Here is a 17,710-nt window from a genome sequence, read left to right on the forward strand (position 1 = left end):
CCGTTACTTGAAGTACTTGCTCAATTCCGAAACAGGTGCGGCGGAGCCGTCTGCCTGCTTGAGGCTGGCGGCAATTACGCCATCGTCATGGGCGTGAGTCTTCTGGGAGTAATTAAGGTGATTCGAAATGGTCGCGCAAGCCTGCAGAAGAGAATTCACCTGGTCCGTCCAGGTCGTGACGGACTGCGACAGTGCCGGACCTGTGGCGAAGCCCTGGCCCTTGAGCTCGTTCGCGGCCTGCATCGTGCTGCCGGTGCCCTGCTTGTCGGAGCCCATGCCGTCTATGTCCGCCTGCTTGCGGAGCGCATCGTGCAGCTCGTACGCCTCATGCCCGATGGCGCCGAGGTCGTCCTGGTAGACGACCAGGTCCTGGTCACCGCGGCCACCACCACCGCTGTCCGCCAGTTGGTTGAGCTGCGTGTGCGGGCCGCCAGCTGCCTGACGCTTGAGACTTTCCCACTCGTCCCACGCCATGGACGCTCCCCGTGTGCCGAATGCGAATGTGGCCGCGCGGCACGTGACGCTAACGGTGAGCCGGGAGCCACCGCAAGGGATTTCGGGAGAGTCGGCCATAACCGGCCAGTTGGCTGAGATTCCATAACGTGCAGAATCCGGCGGCCGAATGACCGCCGGATTCAGCAAGCGTCCACTGATGTCTCAGCTTTGAAGCGCCGTCTCAGTACTCCACATCCACCAACCCCGTCTGAACCAACGGCTTCCCCCGCTTCCGGGACACGAAGACGCCCCGGCCCGCCGGCATCGGACGGGGGCGGACTCCGCCGAGGACGTCGCCCTCGGCCGGGTCGCCGGCCATGACCAGGCCCTGGGCGCCGAGTTCCTTCATGCGCTGCATGAACGGCTCGTAGGAGGCCCGGCCCGCGCCCGCGGAGGAGCGGGCGATGATGAAGCGGACACCGACGTCGCGCGCGAAGGGCAGCATCTCCGTCAGACCGCTGAGCGGGTTGCCGCTGGACGTGGAGACCAGGTCGTAGTCGTCGATGACGACGAAGACCTGCGGGCCCCGCCACCAGCTCCGTTCCCGCAGCTGCTGCGCGGTGACGTCGGCCGTCGGCGTGCGGCGCTGCATGAGGTCGGCCAGCGCCGCCATGTGGTGGTCCATCTGGCTCGACATCGGGATGTACTCGGCCAGATGGGACTTCGGCGTGATGTCCAGCAGCGAGCGGCGGTTGTCGACCACGAAGAACTTCGCCTCGTCGCCGCCGTACCGCAGCGACAGCTGCCGGATGAGCAGCCGCAGCAGGTTGGACTTGCCGGACTCGCTCTCGCCGAAGACGAGGAAGAACGGGTCCTGCTCGAAGTCGACGAACACCGGCTGCAGGTTCTCCTCGTCCAGCGCGAAGGCGATGCCCCGCTCCCGGAAGCGGTCGCCCGGCGGCAGCTCGGCCGCTTCCAGCCGGCGCGGCAGCAGCCGTACCTTGGGGGCGCCCGGCGCCTGCCAGTGGCGCCCGACCTCGGTGGTGAGCGCGGACGTGGCCTCGGCCAGGTCCGTGTCGGAGGTGAGACCGTCGATGCGCGGCACCGCCGCCATGAAGTGCAGCTTCTGGGGGGAGAGGCCGCGGCCGGGGACGCCCGCGGGGACGTTCACGGCGACCTTGCGGTCGATCTCCGAGTCCATCACGTCACCCAGCCGCAGCTCCAGGCGGTTCATCAGGTGGTCCTTGAGGTTCGCCCGGACCTCCATCGAGCGGGACGCCGTCAGGACGAGGTGGATGCCGTAGCCGAGGCCGCGCGCGGCGATGTCCAGGACCGCCGGCTCCAGGCCCTCGTAGTCCGTGCGGAAGTTGCCCCAGCCGTCGATGACGAGGAAGACGTCGCCCCAGGGCTGGTCCGTGACGGAGATGTCGCCGCGGGCGCGCCGGGCGCGGAAGTCGGCGATCGAGGCGATGCCGGCCGTACGGAAGTACTCCTCGCGGTGGGTCAGGACGCCGTACACCTCGGAGACCGTACGGCGGACGCGTTCCGGGTCCAGGCGTGAGGCGATGCCGCCGACGTGCGGCAGGCCGTCCACCGCGGCCATACCGCCACCACCGAAGTCCAGGCCGTAGAACTGCACCTCGTGCGGGGTGTGCGTCAGCGCGAAGGAGCAGATCAGTGTGCGCAGGAAGGTGGACTTGCCGGACTGGGGGCCGCCGATGACCTGCATGTGGCCGGCCGCGCCCGAGAAGTCGAGCATCAGGCGGTCGCGGCGCTGCTCGTACGGCTTGTCGACCAGGCCGGCCGGGACGACCAGACGGCCCGCGCCCTCGTAGCCGGGCTGGGTCAGACCGCGGCCCTGCACCGCCGCCAGGCCGGGCAGCAGCGCGTCCAGCGACGGCGGGCTCTCCAGCGGCGGCAGCCACACCTGGTGTGCCGCCGGGCCTTGCGCCTCCAGCCGGCGCACGATCACGTCGAGGACGGTGTCGGCCAGCGCCTCGTCCACCTCGGGCTCGGACCGCGTGCGCTGCTGCGGGATCGTGGTGTACTGCACCGGCACCTCGGCGGCCGTGAACAGCACCGGCCGCCGGTCCACGGGCAGTTGTCCGCCGGGCAGGGCCGCCCGCTGCGGTCCGGCGCGGTACACGCCGGAGACGTACGCCGCCTTGAACCGGACCATCTCGTCCGTGCCGTACTTCAGGAAGCCGGAACCGGGGACGTTCGGGAGTTCGTAGGCATCGGGGACGCCGAGCGCGGCGCGGGACTCGGCGGCGGAGAAGGTGCGCAGACCGATCCGGTAGGAGAGGTACGTCTCCAGGCCGCGCAGGCGGCCCTCCTCCAGGCGCTGCGAGGCGAGCAGCAGGTGCACGCCCAGCGAACGGCCGATACGGCCGATCTGCACGAACATCTCGATGAAGTCCGGCTTGGCGGTCAGCAGCTCGCTGAACTCGTCGATCACCAGCACGAGAGAGGGGATCGGCTGCAGGGGTGCACCCGCCGCGCGCGCCTTCTCGTAGTCGTGGATGTTGGCGTAGTTGCCCGCGTCGCGCAGCATCTCCTGGCGGCGGTTGAGCTCACCGCGGATGGAGTCGCCCATGCGGTCGACCAGGGTGAGGTCGTCGGCGAGGTTGGTGATGACGGCGGCCACGTGCGGCATCTGCGCCATGCCGGCGAAGGTCGCACCGCCCTTGAAGTCCGCGAGGACGAAGTTCAGGGTCTCCGAGGAGTGGGTGACCGCGAGGCCCAGCACCAGGGTGCGCAGCAGTTCCGACTTGCCGGAGCCGGTCGCGCCGACGCACAGGCCGTGCGGGCCCATGCCCTCCTGGGCGGCCTCCTTCAGGTCGAGCATCACGGGCCGGCCGTCCTCGCCGAGCCCGATCGGCACGCGCAGGCGTTCCGCGAGCGCGCGCGGGCGCCAGGTCCGCTTGGTGTCGACGGACGCCGCGTCGCCGAGGCCGAGGAGATCGGTGAACTCCAGGTTGGCGAGCAGCGGTTCGTCGTCGTCGCCGCCCGACGCCATGCGCAGCGGCGCCAGCTGCCGGGCCAGTGCCTCGGCGGACTCGTAGGAGAGGACGTCCGGGCCGCCCTCGTACACCTCGCCGTGCCCGGACTCCAGGCGCAGCAGGCCGGGCTGTACGACGATGGACAGGTCGCCGCCCGCCGTCGTGAGTTCGCCCGGCACCACCTCCAGCACGGTGACGCCCTGCAGCCCCTCCGGGTTGGCGAGCACCGAGTCCGGCAGCAGGGACAGGTCGTCGAGTACGAGCACGATGTGCGGCTCGTCCATCAGCGGCGCGGCGCCGGGGTGGAAGCGCGGCCGGCCGGCCAGCCGGGCGGTCAGCAGGTCCTCCATTTCGCGCGGGTCGGTGCCGATCAGCCGGCGCGAGCCCGCGCCGTCCACCGCACCGGGCGCCTGGACGTGGGGCAGCCATTTCACCCAGTCCCACTGCGGCAGCGCCTCCCGGCCCGCGGCCACCGCGATGATCAGGTCCTGCGGGGAGTGCAGCGAGGCCAGCGAGCCGACGAGGGCGCGGGCCGAGGCCCGTACGGACTGCGGTTCACCGCTGACCGTGACGTGGTAGAAGGCGCGCAGCGAGACCGCCATCGGCAGGTCGCCGACGGTGCCGTGGGCGGCGAGGAAGCGCTGCATCGCGCCCGCGGTCAGCGGCTCCAGCTGCTCGACGGGGGCCGTCTCCGGGGCGACGAGCGGGGTCGCCAGCGGCTGCGGGCCCAGGCCGACGCGTACGTGTGCGAAGTCCTCGTCACCGGGCCGCCGCTCCCACACCCGGCTGCCCTCGGCGACGAGCGCCCAGAGCTGCTCCGGGGAGGGGTGCAGGTAGTACTGCGCGTCCCGCTGCGTCTTCGCCGTTGCCACGGCCGACTTACGGGTCTGCGACAGATAGCTGAGGTAGTCGCGGCGCATGTCGGCCAGCTGGCCCTGGGAGCCGCGGCGGAAGCGCACCACCATCGCGATGGACATCGCCACCGTCGAGGCGATCATGATCATGCCCATGATCTTCATGAACGGCTGGCCGTTCGTGAAGAAGAAGACCACGGAGCCGCCCATGCCCAGCGTGGGCAGGAGCTGCATCAGCACGCTTTCCTGAGGCCCCCGCGGCAATTCGGGCGGTGCCTGGACAACGACCTCTTCCGTGGGCACTTCGGACGGAAGCGCCCTAGGGGGGCGCTTGACGACAATCTGGCTCACCGCTCACCAATTCCCTTGCCCGACCCAGGCGTTCCGCCCGCCGCCCCGTGTCCGGCGAGCGCAGGCCGCCGCGTGATCCTACTGAGTTCATCCGGCACGGGTGAGCGGTAGGGTGCCGGATGTTCGCGTGAGCACACGCCGAGCAGGCTGGATGTAACGGGGCAAACCCCTCAATGCAGAGGCGGCGGAACCCCGGAATCCCGCCGTGCGGCACCCGCGCCGTCACGCACCGGGCGCATCGGCACGGGACCTTCACGACATAGACGCACCACCACCACTGAGGGGGAGCAGCAGGTGAGCATGACGGCCGCCGCCACCGGCGGACCCGGGACAGGAGCCCCTTCCGCATCCGGCACCGGACTCGGCTTCTGCCGGGTCACCATCGTCGCGCCGGACAGCCGCATCGACGTGGCCCTGCCCGACGACGTTCCGGTCGCCGACCTCTGTCCGGAGATCCTCCGGCTGTCCCAGCAGAGCCCCGCGGCGGGCGCCCCGGTCGGCTACCACCTCGTCCGCACCGACGGCACCGTGCTGGACAGCGCCCGCTCCTTCGCCGCCCAGCGCATTCTCGACGGCGAACTCCTCACCCTGCGCCCGTTCGCGGAGTCCCTGCCGCCGGCCGTCTTCGACGACGTGGCCGAGGCCGTGGCCTCCTCCGTCACCAGGCAGCACAAGCTGTGGAGCGGCGACCTCACCCGGGCCGCGGGCCTCGTCGGCGGCGGCGTGCTGCCCGCGCTGCTCGCGTTCGTCGCCTGGACCGCCGACCCGCGCCACGACATGCACGGCCTGGCCGGCATCCTCGCCGCCGTCACCGGCGTCCTCCTGGTCGTGCTCTCCGCGGTCCGTGCCCGCGTCTACGACGACCGCGGCTCGGCCGTCGCCCTCGGCCTCGGCGCACTGCCCAACATCGGCGTCGCGGGCAGCGGACTGCTGCCGCTGAGCGACGGCGAGGGCATCGGCAGGCTCCAGTTCCTGCTGGCGTGCGCGGCCGTCCTCATCGCCGCCCTGATCCTCGCCCTGTGCTCACCGCACGGCGACGGCCCCTTCGTCGCCTTCGTGTTCGCCTCGTCGGTCGCCCTGATCGTCGCCTTCGTCGCGACCCTCACCGGCTGGGCCCCCAGGGAGATGGCCGGCCTGTGCGCGCCGGTCTCCGTCGGCGCGCTCGCCTTCCTGCCCGGCATGTCCATGCGGTTCGCCCGGCTGCCGATCGGCTTCGAGAACCCCGGCGGCGGCGCCCCCCGCTCCGCCTACGGCACCGAGACCGCCCCCCCGGAGCCGGTGGACACCGGGCGCATCGAGGCGCAGGCGCGGCGCGGCCACGAACTCCTCGTCGGCCTGGTCGGCGGCTGCGCGCTGCTCGCCGTCGGCGCATCGGCCGTACTGGGCTTCTCCGACGACGTCTGGGCCCAGCTGCTCGCGTTCGTGACCGGCGTCGCCATGCTCATGCGCGCCGGCCTCTTCCGCTACACCGCCCAGGTCGCCTCCGTGCTGGCCGCCGGCCTCGCCTCCCTGGTCCTGCTCGGCCTCGGCCTCGCCCTCAACCCGCCGCGGCACATCATGGGTGCGGCGCTGGCCGGCGACCGTACCGACCTCGACATCCGCACCGTCTGGCTGGTCGCGGTCATCGCCCTGGCCACGGCCCTGGTGACGGCCCTGGGGCTGATCCTGCCGCGCGGCGGGCTGACCCCCTTCTGGGGACGCTTCCTGGAGATCTGCGAGGGCTTCGTCCTGCTGACGCTGATCCCGCTCACCCTGGCCGTCTTCGACGTGTACGCGAAGGCCCGCGCCATGACCAGCTAGGAGACGACAGAAAGGAAAGGGGCGGCACGCGCGCGTGCCGCCCCTTCTCACGTGCCGCTCACTGCACGCCGAGTTCCCGCGTGCCGCTCACTGCACGTCGAGCCCGCCGTTGTGCGCCATGGGCTTCAGATCGAACTCCCCGTCCCGGGCGCCCAGCACGAACGCCCGCCACTCCGCCTCGGTGTAGCGCAGCACGGTGTCCGGGTCGAGGGAGGAGCGCATCGCCACCGCCCCGCCGGGCAGGTACGCGATCTCCACCCGCTCCTCCTGCTCCTCCGTGCCCGGTGCGCAGTGCCACTCGGCACCGGAGATGTCGAGGGCGTACAGCTCGTCCCGCTCCCGCTCCTTGCGCGCCTTGATCTGCGCTTCCGTCTCCGCCATGGTGCAGCGACCCCTTCCCGAGGTAGGTACGGTCCCGGCGCTCACCCTAGTGGGGGACGCCGCCCCGTCAGGGCGGTTCGCCGACCGTGCGTAAGGTCTCCGCCGGCGCCTGGTACCCTGAGTGACGGCCGTTTGTGTACGCACCCCCGGAACCCTGTTCTGGAGGCCGCGCCCAGCGGATCCCGCCTCCCGAGTAACGGAAGCTCCCCCGCGATGCAGACCGGGGGCACTCGGTGGCCACTCACAGACTACGAGGAGTACGCGTGTCGCTTGACGCCGCTACGAAGAAGCAGATCATCACCGAGTTCGGTACCAAGGAGGGCGACACCGGCTCCCCCGAGGTCCAGGTCGCCATGCTCTCGCGCCGCATCTCGGACCTGACCGAGCACCTCAAGACCCACAAGCACGACCACCACTCCCGCCGTGGTCTGCTGATCCTGGTCGGTCAGCGCCGTCGCCTGCTGCAGTACCTGGCGAAGAAGGACATCCAGCGCTTCCGTGCGCTGGTCGACCGCCTCGGCATCCGCCGCGGTGCGGCGGGCGCGAAGTAGAACGCCGTGAGGGGAGCGGTTCCCGGACGAAGTCGGGGACCGCTCCCTTTGCCGTATGCGGGGCTCCGCCGCGCACCCGGCACCCTTCGTCGTGCACGCGGAAACGTGCGGAGTGTCACTCACGCTTTGTAGTGTGGTAGCACAACGCAATACGGACGACACAGCACGACGACCAACGAGGAGACGCGCACCACGCCGCCGCCGGTCCTCGGTAGTGGCCCCCGGGGGGAAGTGAGCCCCGGGTGCTTCGATCGAAGACCGGCCCGCACCGCACGGAGCGCCTCTCCGCCACCGTCCCCCTGCCACACGGGCAGCCGAGGGACGAAAGACGACAAGTAACGGAGAAAACGCTAGTGGAGAACGAGACCCACTACGCCGAGGCCGTCATCGACAACGGCTCCTTCGGCACCCGCACCATCCGCTTCGAGACGGGCCGCCTGGCCAAGCAGGCCGCCGGCTCCGCCGTGGCGTACCTGGACGACGACACCATGGTGCTGTCGGCCACCACCGCCTCCAAGAACCCCAAGGACCAGCTCGACTTCTTCCCCCTCACGGTGGACGTCGAGGAGCGGATGTACGCCGCCGGCAAGATCCCCGGCAGCTTCTTCCGCCGTGAGGGCCGGCCCTCCGAGGACGCCATCCTCACCTGCCGCCTGATCGACCGCCCGCTGCGCCCGTCCTTCAAGAAGGGCCTGCGCAACGAGATCCAGGTCGTCGCCACGATCATGGCGCTCAACCCCGACCACCTGTACGACGTCGTCGCGATCAACGCCGCGTCCGCGTCCACGCAGCTGGCCGGCCTGCCCTTCTCCGGCCCGATCGGCGGCGTCCGCGTCGCGCTGATCCGCGGTCAGTGGGTCGCGTTCCCGACGCACACCGAGCTCGAGGACGCCGTCTTCGACATGGTGGTCGCCGGCCGCGTCCTCGAGGACGGCGACGTCGCGATCATGATGGTCGAGGCCGAGGCCACCGAGAAGACCATCAAGCTGGTCGAGGGCGGCTCCGAGGCGCCGACCGAGGAGGTCGTCGCCGCCGGTCTGGAGGCCGCGAAGCCCTTCATCAAGGTCCTGTGCCGGGCCCAGGCCGACCTCGCCGCCAAGGCCGCCAAGCCGACCGGCGAGTTCCCGATCTTCCTGGACTACCAGGACGACGTCCTGGAGGCCCTGACCGCGGCCGTCCGCCCCGAGCTGGCCCAGGCGCTCACCATCGCCGGCAAGCAGGAGCGCGAGGCCGAGCTGGACCGCGTCAAGGCGCTCGCCGCCGAGAAGCTCCTGCCGGAGTTCGAGGGCCGCGAGAAGGAGATCTCCGCCGCGTACCGCTCGCTCACCAAGCAGCTGGTCCGCGAGCGCGTGATCAAGGAGAAGAAGCGCATCGACGGCCGTGGCGTGACGGACATCCGTACGCTCGCCGCCGAGGTCGAGGCCATCCCGCGCGTGCACGGCTCCGCGGTGTTCGAGCGTGGCGAGACCCAGATCCTGGGCGTCACCACCCTCAACATGCTCCGCATGGAGCAGCAGCTGGACACCCTCTCCCCGGTGACCCGCAAGCGCTACATGCACAACTACAACTTCCCGCCGTACTCCACCGGTGAGACCGGCCGCGTCGGCTCGCCGAAGCGCCGCGAGATCGGCCACGGCGCCCTCGCCGAGCGCGCCCTCGTGCCGGTCCTGCCGACGCGCGAGGAGTTCCCCTACGCGATCCGCCAGGTCTCCGAGGCGCTGAGCTCCAACGGCTCGACGTCCATGGGCTCGGTCTGCGCCTCCACGATGTCGCTGCTGAACGCCGGTGTGCCCCTGAAGGCCCCGGTCGCCGGTATCGCCATGGGCCTGATCTCCCAGGACATCGAGGGGGAGACGCACTACGTCACCCTCACCGACATCCTCGGTGCCGAGGACGCCTTCGGCGACATGGACTTCAAGGTCGCCGGCACGAAGGACTTCGTGACCGCCCTCCAGCTCGACACCAAGCTGGACGGCATCCCGGCCTCCGTCCTGGCCGCGGCCCTCAAGCAGGCCCGCGACGCCCGCCTGCACATCCTCGACGTGATGATGGAGGCCATCGACCGTCCGGACGAGATGTCCCCGAACGCTCCGCGGATCATCACCGTCAAGATCCCGGTCGACAAGATCGGTGAGGTCATCGGCCCCAAGGGCAAGATGATCAACCAGATCCAGGAGGACACCGGCGCCGAGATCACGATCGAGGACGACGGCACGATCTACATCGGTGCCTCCGACGGCCCGGCCGCCGAGGCCGCCCGCGCCACGATCAACGGCATCGCCAACCCGACGATGCCCGAGGTCGGCGAGCGGTACCTGGGCACGGTCGTCAAGACGACCACCTTCGGTGCGTTCGTCTCCCTGCTGCCCGGCAAGGACGGTCTGCTGCACATCTCGCAGATCCGCAAGCTCGCCGGCGGCAAGCGCGTGGAGAACGTCGAGGACGTCCTCGGTGTGGGCCACAAGGTCCAGGTCGAGATCGCCGAGATCGACTCCCGCGGCAAGCTCTCCCTCGTTCCGGTGATCGAGGGCGAGGAAGACTCTGACGAGGCGAAGGACGACGCCGAGCAGTGACGTCCCGTAGCTCCAAGGTGACGGCCCGCCCCTCTTCGGAGGCGCGGGCCGTCGCCCGTACCCAAACCCTCATCAAGGGCGAGAACGGCATCGGCACGGTCCGCAAGACCACCCTCCCGGGCGGCCTGCGCATCGTCACCGAGACCCTGCCCTCGGTCCGCTCCGCCACCTTCGGCATCTGGGCCCACGTCGGCTCCCGTGACGAGACCCCGGCCCTGAACGGCGCCACGCACTACCTGGAGCACCTGCTCTTCAAGGGCACGGCGCAGCGCAGCGCGCTGGACATCTCCTCCGCCCTCGACGCCGTCGGCGGCGAGATGAACGCGTTCACGGCCAAGGAGTACACGTGCTACTACGCGCGCGTGCTCGACACCGACCTGCCGCTCGCCATCGACGTCGTCTGCGACATGCTGACCGGCTCGCTCATCCTCGAAGAGGACGTCGACGTCGAACGCGGCGCGATCCTCGAAGAGATCGCGATGACCGAGGACGACCCGGGCGACTGTGTGCACGACCTGTTCGCGCACACCATGTTCGGCGACAACGCCCTCGGCCGCCCCGTCCTCGGCACGGTCGACACCGTCAACGCCCTCACCGCCGACCGCATCCGCCGCTTCTACAAGAAGCACTACGACCCCACCCACCTCGTGGTCGCCTGCGCCGGCAACATCGACCACGACAAGGTCGTACGCCAGGTCCGCGCCGCCTTCGAGAAGGCGGGCGCCTTCCGGAACCCGGACGCACAGCCCATCGCCCCGCGCGACGGCAGCCGTACGATCCGCACCTCCGGCAAGGTCGAGCTGCTCGGCCGCAAGACCGAGCAGGCACACGTCGTCCTCGGCATGCCCGGCCTCGCCCGTACCGACGACCGCCGCTGGGCCATGGGCGTGCTCAACACCGCCCTCGGCGGCGGCATGTCCTCCCGCCTCTTCCAGGAGGTCCGGGAGAAGCGCGGCCTCGCGTACAGCGTGTACTCGTACACCTCGGGATTCGCCGACTGCGGTCTGTTCGGCGTCTACGCCGGCTGCCGGCCCAGCCAGGTCCACGACGTGCTGCGGATCTGCCGTGACGAACTCGACCAGGTGGCGCAAAGCGGTCTCGCCGACGACGAGATCGCCCGTGCCATCGGCCAGCTCCGCGGCTCCACGGTCCTGGGCCTTGAGGACACCGGCGCGCTGATGAACCGTATCGGCAAGAGCGAGCTGTGCTGGGGCGAGCAGATGTCGGTGGACGACATGCTGGCGAAGATAGCCGCGGTCACGCCGGACGAGGTCCGTTCGGTCGCCCGCGACATCCTGGGACAGCGTCCGTCGCTGTCGGTCATCGGCCCGCTCAAGGACAAGCAGGCCGCCCGGCTGCACGACGCGGTCGCCTGAAACACCACCGGTTAGGAAGCAGGAACATGAGCAAGCTGCGCGTGGCGGTCCTCGGTGCCAGGGGCCGGATCGGGGCCGAGGCGGTCAAGGCGGTCGAGGCCGCCGAGGACATGGAACTGGTCGCCGCCCTCGGCCGGGGCGACAAGCTGGAGACGCTGGCGGAGACCGGCGCCCAGGTCGCCGTCGAGCTGACCACCCCCGCCTCGGTCATGGGCAACCTCGACTTCTGTGTGCGTCACGGCATCCACGCCGTCGTCGGCACGACGGGCTGGACCGAGGAACGCCTCGCGCAGCTGGAGGGCTGGCTCGCCCAGTCCCCGGAGACCGGCGTGCTCATCGCGCCGAACTTCTCCATCGGGGCCGTGCTGACGATGAAGTTCGCGCAGATCGCCGCGCCGTACTTCGAGTCGGTCGAGGTGGTCGAGCTGCACCACCCGAACAAGGTGGACGCCCCCTCCGGCACCGCCACCCGCACGGCCCAGCTCATCGCCGAGGCCCGCCGGGCGGCCGGCACGGCCCCGGCGCCGGACGCCACGGTCACCGCCCTGGACGGGGCCCGCGGCGCCAGCGTGGACGGCGTCCCCGTGCACGCCGTCCGCCTGCGCGGCCTCCTCGCCCACCAGGAGGTCCTGCTCGGCGGCGAGGGCGAGACCCTCACCGTCCGCCATGACTCCCTGCACCACAGCAGCTTCATGCCGGGCATCCTGCTCGGCGCCCGCCGCGTGGTGACGACTCCAGGCCTCACGTTCGGCCTGGAGCACTTCCTGGACCTGAGCTGAGACAGACGCCTGCCATGCGCGCGAAGATCACCTACCTCGTCACGGCCGCCGTCCTCGTCTTCTACTTCGTCCTGGTCGGCAGCCGCGGCGTCATGCTCATCCAGTCCGGCACGCTCGTCACCGTCACCTTCGGCGTGGCGGTGCTGATCCTGCCGCTCATCGGACTGTGGTTCCTGTGGAAGAACACCCAGTTCGTCCGCAGGGCCAACCAGCTCGCCACCGAACTCGAGGCCGAGGGCGGCCTGCCGGTCGACGAGCTGAAACGCCTGCCCAGCGGCCGGATCGACCGGGACTCGGCCGACGAGGTCTTCGCCAGGCGCAAGGCGGAGACGGAGGCGTCCCCCGACGACTGGCGCTGCTGGTTCCGGCTCGCCGTCGCCTACCACGACGCCCGCGACACCCCCCGCGCCCGCAAGGCGATGCAACGCGCCATCGCCCTGCACGAAGGGCGCCCCGCCTCGGTGTGACCCGCACGCCGTGCGTGCCCCACAAGCCGGCCGGCAAGCCGACGGGCCGCCGACGCATACCGAAGACGCATACGAAAGGGGCCGGCCCGCACATCGCGGACGGCCCCTTCGGGTTTCCCCGCGGATCAGCCGCGCCGGTGCTCCGCGGCCCACGCCTCCACCGCGTCCGCCGCCCGGTCGAAGGCCACCGGCCGGCCGAGGAAGTCCAGGCCGTGCGTGGTCAGCAGTGCCGCGCTCTCCTCGGCGGGCCGGTCCTTGCGTACGAGCGCCAGCGCCTGGCCCTGCACCGTGCGCGGCAGTCCCAGCCAGCGCACCGGCTGCTGCACCGTGCGCACCGAGGCGACCCGCGCCCACGGCAGCGTCCGCGTCCGCAGGAGACCGGTCCGGCGCAGTCCGCGCCTGCTCACCCACACCCCCATGCGCAGCAGCCGCAACGAGCCCGCGACGAGCGCCAGGCCCGCGACGAGGACCGCCCCGCCGGACGACACGGAGCCGGTCAGCGCGATGAGCACCGCGGCGAACAGGACGAACGAGGCCAGCAGCAGCCCCAGCGCGGCCGTGCCCACTCGCCAGGGGCCGGGCCGGTAGGGGCGTCGCCAGTGGTCCGGGTCGTCGTAGGGCAGCGCACTCTCGGCTGCCGTCTCGAAGCTGCGGTCGGCCGTCAGAAAGGGCAGGGGCACGGCTGGTCCTCACTCGGTCCTCGCGTGGGCTGTGCCCGGTGAGGCTATCCGGCCGTGATGCCGCTCACCAGCCCGGAGCGTCCGGAAGGGTCAGCGCTGCCGCTCAGTGCCCCTGGGACGCCTGGGACTGCTGAGCCGGTGTGCCGGACGGCGGGGAGAGCGCCGGTGTGCCGACGATCAGGGCGCCGACGAGCCCCGCGACGAGAGTGAGGCCCAGCAGCCAGCGTCCGGCCATCTCGCCGAAGGACGCCCGCTGGCGGGGCGGGGGAGTGACATTGCTGCGGAACCTCTGGGCCTCTGCCACGAAGGCGAAGGGGACGGGCTCGCGCCGACGGAACATGGGGGGCGCACCTCTCCTCTCGGGATCGAATGTGTGGTCCTCACCGATACAGACGCTCTGATGACACAAAAGGTGCCCATGTCGGGAAAACTCGTGCGGCGAGGTCACCGTTCCGGAAGGCGTCGGGTGCCCCGATACAGTGGACGCGAACCCAAGAAGTGATGGAAGGACCCTCGTGACCAGCACCCCGGACGACGATTTCAAGATCGATCTGCGCGGCGACGTCACGGTCGAGCTGGTCAAACACAGTGCGGCCGACTCCGACGTGCTCTTCGCGGCCCGTGTCTCGACCGTCGGGGAGCAGTCCCTGGCGGAGCTGGACAAGGACCCGGAGCGCTCCAAGGGCCTGATCAACTACCTCATGCGCGACCGGCACGGCAGCCCGTTCGAGCACAACTCGATGACGTTCTTCATCAGCGCCCCGATCTTCGTCTTCCGCGAGTTCATGCGGCACCGCGTCGGCTGGTCGTACAACGAGGAGTCGGGCCGCTACCGCGAGCTCCAGCCGGTCTTCTACGTCCCCGACGCCTCCCGCAAACTCGTGCAGCAGGGCCGGCCCGGCAAGTACGTCTTCGTCGAGGGCACCCAGGAGCAGCACGAGCTGCTCGGAAGCGCCATGGAGGAGTCCTACCGGCAGGCCTACTCGACGTACCAGGAGATGCTGGCGCAGGGCATCGCCCGCGAGGTCGCCCGTTCGGTCCTGCCCGTCGGGCTCTACTCCTCGATGTACGCCACCTGCAACGCGCGCTCCCTGATGCACTTCCTCGGCCTGCGCACCCAGCACGAGCTGGCCAAGGTGCCGAGCTTCCCGCAGCGGGAGATCGAGATGGTCGGCGAGAAGATGGAGGCGGAGTGGGCGAAGCTCATGCCGCTCACGTACGCCGCCTTCAATGCGAACGGACGTGTGGCCCCGTAGCGAAGGTCTGTTCCCCTCCCGGGAACGGATGTATGGGTCAGCCTCGCGAAGTGTCCGGTTTGCGGCATTTGGAGATGTTCATCTAGCCTGATCAAACGGACCCGGCACTGCTTGAACCCCCGAGCAGGCAGTGCCGGGCTCCTTCTTTGTCCTGACTTTCCCGGCACCCCACGGGCATGACCCGTATCGAGCACCGAGTAGCGTGTTACCCATGGCTCCGACCTCGACTCCGCAGACCCCCTTCGGGCGGGTCCTCACCGCCATGGTCACGCCCTTCACGGCGGACGGCGCACTCGACCTCGACGGCGCGCAGCGGCTCGCCGCCCACCTGGTGGACGCAGGCAACGACGGCCTGATCGTCAACGGCACCACCGGCGAGTCCCCCACCACCAGCGACGCGGAGAAATCGGACCTCGTACGAGCCGTCCTGGAGGCCGTCGGCGACCGAGCCCACGTCGTCGCCGGAGTCGGAACCAACGACACCCGCCACAGCGTCGAGCTGGCCCGCGAGGCCGAGCGCGTCGGGGCCCACGGCCTCCTGGTCGTCACGCCGTACTACAACAAGCCCCCGCAGGAGGGCCTGTACCGGCACTTCACCACCGTCGCCGACGCCACCGGCCTGCCGGTCATGCTCTACGACATCCCCGGCCGCAGCGGCGTCCCGATCAGCACCGAGACCCTCGTCCGGCTCGCCGAGCACCCCCGGATCGTCGCCAACAAGGACGCCAAGGGCGACCTCGGCCGCGCCGGCTGGGCCATCGCGCAGTCCGGCCTCGCCTGGTACTCCGGCGACGACATGCTGAACCTGCCCCTGCTCTCGGTGGGTGCCGTCGGCTTCGTCTCGGTCGTCGGCCACGTGGTCACCCCCGACCTGCGTGCCCTGGTGGAGGCGTACACCTCCGGTGACGTCGTCAAGGCCACCGAGATCCACCAGAAGCTGCTCCCGGTCTACACGGGCATGTTCCGCACCCAGGGCGTCATGACCACCAAGGCCGCCCTCGCCCTCCTGGGCCTGCCCGCGGGACCGCTGCGCTCGCCCATGGTCGAGTGCTCGCCCGAGGAGATCTCCCAGCTCAAGATCGATCTTGCTGCCGGCGGGGTACAGCTCTGACAACAGACTTCGCACCACCTGAGCCTCACAACTGAATCGACAACCGCATACGCAGGCCACCGGTGCCTGCATCCACAACGACAACTGCTTCCGCACGAACGTCATGCGCGCCACGTGCCCTACCGGTACGTGGCGCGTGTGGTTGAGGAGAGTCTTTTGAGTCATCCGCATCCTGAACTCGGCCCGCCGCCGCCGCTCCCCGAGGGCGGCCTGCGAGTCACCCCGCTCGGCGGTCTCGGCGAGATCGGCCGGAACATGACGGTCTTCGAGTACGGCGGCCGTCTGCTGATCGTCGACTGCGGAGTGCTCTTCCCCGAGGAGGAGCAGCCCGGAATCGACCTGATCCTGCCGGACTTCTCGTCCATCCGTGACCGTCTCGACGACATCGAGGGCATCGTCCTCACCCACGGCCACGAGGACCACATCGGCGGCGTCCCCTTCCTGCTCCGCGAGAAGCCGGACATCCCGCTGATCGGTTCCAAGCTCACGCTGGCCCTGATCGAGGCGAAGCTCCAGGAGCACCGGATCCGCCCGTACACCCTGGAGGTGGCGGAGGGGAACCGCGAGCGCGTCGGCCCCTTCGACTGCGAGTTCGTCGCGGTCAACCACTCCATCCCGGACGCCCTCGCGGTCGCGATCCGCACCCCCGCCGGCATGGTCGTCCACACGGGCGACTTCAAGATGGACCAGCTCCCGCTGGACAACCGCCTCACCGACCTGCACGCCTTCGCGCGGCTGAGCGAGGAGGGCATCGACCTCCTCCTCTCCGACTCCACGAACGCCGAGGTCCCGGGCTTCGTCCCGCCGGAGCGCGACATCTCCAACGTGCTGCGCACGGTCTTCGCCAACGCCCGCAAGCGGATCATCGTGGCGAGCTTCGCCAGCCATGTCCACCGCATCCAGCAGATCCTGGACGCGGCCCACGAGTACGGCCGCCGGGTCGCCTTCGTCGGCCGTTCCATGGTCCGCAACATGGGCATCGCCCGGGACCTCGGCTACCTGAGGGTCCCGCCGGGCCTCGTGGTCGACGTCAAGACGCTGGACGACCTGCCCGACCACGAGGTGGTCCTGGTCTGCACCGGCTCCCAGGGCGAGCCGATGGCGGCCCTGTCCCGCATGGCCAATCGCGACCACCAGATCCGCATCGTCGACGGCGACACGGTCATCCTGGCGTCCTCGCTGATCCCCGGGAACGAGAACGCGGTCTACCGCGTGATCAACGGCCTCACCCGGTGGGGCGCCCACGTCGTCCACAAGGGCAACGCCAAGGTGCACGTTTCCGGCCATGCGTCCGCGGGCGAGCTGCTGTACTTCTACAACATCTGCCGCCCGAAGAACCTGATGCCGGTCCACGGCGAATGGCGCCACCTGCGCGCCAACGCCGAGCTGGGCGCGCTCACGGGCGTGCCCCACGACCGGATCGTCATCGCCGAGGACGGCGTGGTGGTCGACCTGGTGGAGGGCAAGGCCAAGATCTCCGGCAAGGTCCAGGCCGGATACGTCTACGTCGACGGCCTCTCGGTCGGTGACGTGGGCGAGCCGGCGCTGAAGGACCGCAAGATCCTCGGTGACGAGGGCATCATCTCGGTCTTCGTGGTCGTGGACGCCTCCACCGGCAAGATCACCGCTGGTCCGCACGTCCAGGCCCGTGGCTCCGGCATCGAGGACTCGGCCTTCACCGCCGTCCTCCCGAAGGTCACGGAAGTCCTGGAGCGGTCCGCCCAGGACGGTGTCGTGGAGCCTCACCAGCTCCAGCAGCTCATCCGCCGCACGCTCGGCAAGTGGGTCTCGGACACGTATCGCCGCAGGCCGATGATCCTGCCGGTGGTCGTGGAGGTCTGACGCACCGTCGGTGCGATCCAGGAGCGGGGCGTCTCGATTTGCATCGGGGCGGCCCGCTCCAGTACGTTTACGGCTCCGCCCCACGGGGAACCCCAGCACTTCACGTGCTGGACACGGTTGCCCGGAGCGGGTGGGAAATCCGGCTCAGAACTTCTGATAAAGTCGGAACCGCCGGAAAGGGAAACGCGAGAGCGGGAACCTGGAAAGCACCGAGGAAATCGGATCGAGAAAAGATCTGATAGAGTCGGAAAC

14 protein-coding genes are annotated in these 17,710 nt (G+C 70.1%); 9 read left to right on the forward strand and 5 right to left on the reverse strand.

Annotated features, from left to right (window positions below; translation table 11 throughout):
* Window positions 1-3 precede the first annotated feature (3 nt).
* Together AB0B40_RS33435 and eccCa are read right to left on the reverse strand one after the other, a co-directional pair.
* On the reverse strand, window positions 4-474 hold the full coding sequence (locus tag AB0B40_RS33435; RefSeq protein ID WP_362267266.1) for a hypothetical protein: 471 nt from the start codon (window positions 472-474) through the stop codon (window positions 4-6).
* Window positions 475-676: 202 nt separating this feature from the next.
* Complete coding sequence (gene eccCa, locus AB0B40_RS33440; RefSeq protein WP_362267268.1) at window positions 677-4,642, reverse strand: type VII secretion protein EccCa; 3,966 nt, start codon at window positions 4,640-4,642, stop codon at window positions 677-679.
* Between the two features lie 300 nt (window positions 4,643-4,942).
* On the opposite strand from eccCa, the gene eccD reads away from it, so the two are divergent.
* Window positions 4,943-6,442, forward strand: coding sequence for a type VII secretion integral membrane protein EccD (gene eccD, locus AB0B40_RS33445; protein ID WP_345056638.1), 1,500 nt, complete (start codon window positions 4,943-4,945; stop codon window positions 6,440-6,442).
* Window positions 6,443-6,529: 87 nt separating this feature from the next.
* Here the strand turns inward: eccD and AB0B40_RS33450 are convergent, their stop codons facing one another.
* The gene (locus tag AB0B40_RS33450) at window positions 6,530-6,823 is read right to left on the reverse strand and encodes a DUF397 domain-containing protein (RefSeq protein WP_345056608.1); all 294 of its coding nucleotides are present in this window, start codon (window positions 6,821-6,823) and stop codon (window positions 6,530-6,532) included.
* 263 nt (window positions 6,824-7,086) lie between these two features.
* On the opposite strand from AB0B40_RS33450, the gene rpsO reads away from it, so the two are divergent.
* The 5 genes from rpsO (at window position 7,087) to AB0B40_RS33475 (ending at window position 12,569) form a co-directional block, all read left to right on the forward strand.
* On the forward strand, window positions 7,087-7,374 hold the full coding sequence (gene rpsO, locus AB0B40_RS33455; protein WP_005479656.1) for a 30S ribosomal protein S15: 288 nt from the start codon (window positions 7,087-7,089) through the stop codon (window positions 7,372-7,374).
* 353 nt (window positions 7,375-7,727) lie between these two features.
* A complete protein-coding gene (locus AB0B40_RS33460; RefSeq protein WP_345056606.1) occupies window positions 7,728-9,947 on the forward strand; it encodes a polyribonucleotide nucleotidyltransferase in 2,220 nt (739 codons plus the stop codon).
* A complete protein-coding gene (locus AB0B40_RS33465; RefSeq protein WP_362267270.1) occupies window positions 9,944-11,323 on the forward strand; it encodes a pitrilysin family protein in 1,380 nt (459 codons plus the stop codon). Before AB0B40_RS33460 ends, AB0B40_RS33465 begins: the two co-directional genes overlap by 4 nt.
* A 26-nt stretch (window positions 11,324-11,349) precedes the next feature.
* Window positions 11,350-12,102 carry a 4-hydroxy-tetrahydrodipicolinate reductase gene (gene dapB / locus AB0B40_RS33470; RefSeq protein WP_345056602.1) on the forward strand — a complete coding sequence of 251 codons (753 nt, stop codon included), beginning with the start codon at window positions 11,350-11,352 and terminating at the stop codon, window positions 12,100-12,102.
* A gap of 14 nt (window positions 12,103-12,116) precedes the next feature.
* Complete coding sequence (locus AB0B40_RS33475) at window positions 12,117-12,569, forward strand: tetratricopeptide repeat protein (RefSeq protein WP_345056600.1); 453 nt, start codon at window positions 12,117-12,119, stop codon at window positions 12,567-12,569.
* A 125-nt stretch (window positions 12,570-12,694) separates the two neighbouring features.
* On the opposite strand, the gene AB0B40_RS33480 is transcribed toward AB0B40_RS33475, so the two are convergent.
* Both AB0B40_RS33480 and AB0B40_RS33485 read right to left on the reverse strand, forming a co-directional pair.
* Entirely contained in the window at window positions 12,695-13,249 is a 555-nt protein-coding gene (locus AB0B40_RS33480; RefSeq protein ID WP_345056598.1) for a hypothetical protein, read from the reverse strand.
* A gap of 103 nt (window positions 13,250-13,352) precedes the next feature.
* Window positions 13,353-13,589, reverse strand: a complete 237-nt coding sequence (locus AB0B40_RS33485; RefSeq protein ID WP_345056596.1) for a hypothetical protein — start codon at window positions 13,587-13,589, stop codon at window positions 13,353-13,355.
* Window positions 13,590-13,764: 175 nt separating this feature from the next.
* Here AB0B40_RS33485 and thyX point away from each other — a divergent pair, with 175 nt between their 5' ends.
* From thyX to AB0B40_RS33500, 3 genes are all read left to right on the forward strand, one after another.
* Window positions 13,765-14,505: an FAD-dependent thymidylate synthase gene (thyX, locus tag AB0B40_RS33490; protein ID WP_345056594.1), complete on the forward strand. Its 741-nt coding sequence runs from the start codon at window positions 13,765-13,767 to the stop codon at window positions 14,503-14,505.
* A 211-nt stretch (window positions 14,506-14,716) separates the two neighbouring features.
* Window positions 14,717-15,616 (forward strand): 4-hydroxy-tetrahydrodipicolinate synthase, encoded by a 900-nt coding sequence (dapA, locus tag AB0B40_RS33495; protein WP_345056592.1) that lies wholly within the window; start codon window positions 14,717-14,719, stop codon window positions 15,614-15,616.
* A 156-nt stretch (window positions 15,617-15,772) separates the two neighbouring features.
* Entirely contained in the window at window positions 15,773-17,458 is a 1,686-nt protein-coding gene (locus AB0B40_RS33500) for a ribonuclease J (RefSeq protein ID WP_345056590.1), read from the forward strand.
* The last annotated feature ends 252 nt before the right edge of the window (window positions 17,459-17,710 follow it).

Source organism: Streptomyces sp. NPDC042638 (assembly GCF_040647235.1).
Classification (GTDB): domain Bacteria; phylum Actinomycetota; class Actinomycetes; order Streptomycetales; family Streptomycetaceae; genus Streptomyces; species Streptomyces rameus.

What these genes read in the sequence shown, in the direction of transcription:
- AB0B40_RS33435 (WP_362267266.1), bottom strand. Translation starts at nt 474, where the DNA reads ATGGCGTGGGACGAGTGGGAAAGTCTCAAGCGTCAGGCAGCTGGCGGC.
- AB0B40_RS33485 (WP_345056596.1), bottom strand. Translation starts at nt 13,589, where the DNA reads ATGTTCCGTCGGCGCGAGCCCGTCCCCTTCGCCTTCGTGGCAGAGGCC.
- dapB (WP_345056602.1), top strand. Translation starts at nt 11,350, where the DNA reads ATGAGCAAGCTGCGCGTGGCGGTCCTCGGTGCCAGGGGCCGGATCGGG.
- AB0B40_RS33475 (WP_345056600.1), top strand. Translation starts at nt 12,117, where the DNA reads ATGCGCGCGAAGATCACCTACCTCGTCACGGCCGCCGTCCTCGTCTTC.
- AB0B40_RS33450 (WP_345056608.1), bottom strand. Translation starts at nt 6,823, where the DNA reads ATGGCGGAGACGGAAGCGCAGATCAAGGCGCGCAAGGAGCGGGAGCGG.
- eccD (WP_345056638.1), top strand. Translation starts at nt 4,943, where the DNA reads ATGACGGCCGCCGCCACCGGCGGACCCGGGACAGGAGCCCCTTCCGCA.
- dapA (WP_345056592.1), top strand. Translation starts at nt 14,717, where the DNA reads ATGGCTCCGACCTCGACTCCGCAGACCCCCTTCGGGCGGGTCCTCACC.